This is a genomic window from Vibrio sp. Vb0349 (assembly GCF_033338975.1).
In genome coordinates, this window is sequence record NZ_JAWOTS010000154.1 from 1 (window position 1) to 898 (window position 898).

At 45.1% G+C, this 898-nt stretch carries 2 protein-coding genes; both read left to right on the forward strand.

Features of this window, described 5'->3' with window-relative positions; genetic code table 11:
• The first annotated feature begins 4 nt into the window (after positions 1–4).
• Positions 5–508: a YtfJ family protein gene (locus R7Q47_RS24095; RefSeq protein ID WP_318089711.1), complete on the forward strand. Its 504-nt coding sequence runs from the start codon at positions 5–7 to the stop codon at positions 506–508.
• 159 nt (positions 509–667) lie between these two features.
• On the forward strand, positions 668–898 hold a 231-nt coding region (locus R7Q47_RS24100; RefSeq protein ID WP_318089707.1), incomplete at its 3' end, for a DUF2607 family protein.

Below are 898 nucleotides of genomic sequence, written 5' to 3' on the forward strand. Positions count from 1 at the left end.
AAGTTTGGCTTTCGCACATAACTTGTCGGTTGGTGAAACCGTTCCACCAGCACAAGTCGGCGCACACGGTGAAATTGTTTTACAAGGTGAAGGTGTGGCTTACCAGCCTTGGGCAACACAGCATATGTTAGGTAAAGTCCGCGTAATTCAAGCGATTGCTGGTCGCAGCAGTTCAAAAGAGATGAACGCACCGTTGATGACTGCAATTACCTCCGCTAAATTCCCAGAAGATAGCTACCAGACAACCACCATCATCAACCAAGATGATGCGATTTGGGGCACTGGCTCATTTGTGAAATCTTCTGCACAAGACAGTAAAAAAGAGTTTCCTTGGTCATCAATGGTATTGGATGAAAATGGCTTGGTGGCGAACACTTGGGGGCTAAAAGAAGAAAGCTCTGCGATCATCGTACAAGATAAACAAGGCAAAGTTCTGTTTGTGAAAGAAGGCGCATTGACGCAAGACGAAATTACACAAGTGATTGGCCTTATCAAGCAAAGTATTTAGTTCGAGATGACGGCTCCTGACTCGGCACCAATCAGGAGCCTCAATCACACGGTATCCCACTAATATGCTGTGTTAAATTTTCCTCACCAGACAAAAGAGTGAACTTTTGCCAATAATGAGTGTTATATTATAACACCCGTTAGGATTTCAGGCGTTCAGATGTACTTTTCTTGGCAAACCATTTTCAGATCTTGGCATCGCACTGTTGTACTTTTCAGTGTTGCTTTGCTGATCATCTGGAATTTTGCTTCGATCTTTCATCAAGTCGACCTCACACCAGAGCATCATACCCATCATCACTGCCAACTCTTTGCTGGCGCGCAACATGGTCTCGCTAAAGCACAACCGGCAATCCCTGTGCCGTCATACACTCGGGCCCATTATGATGAT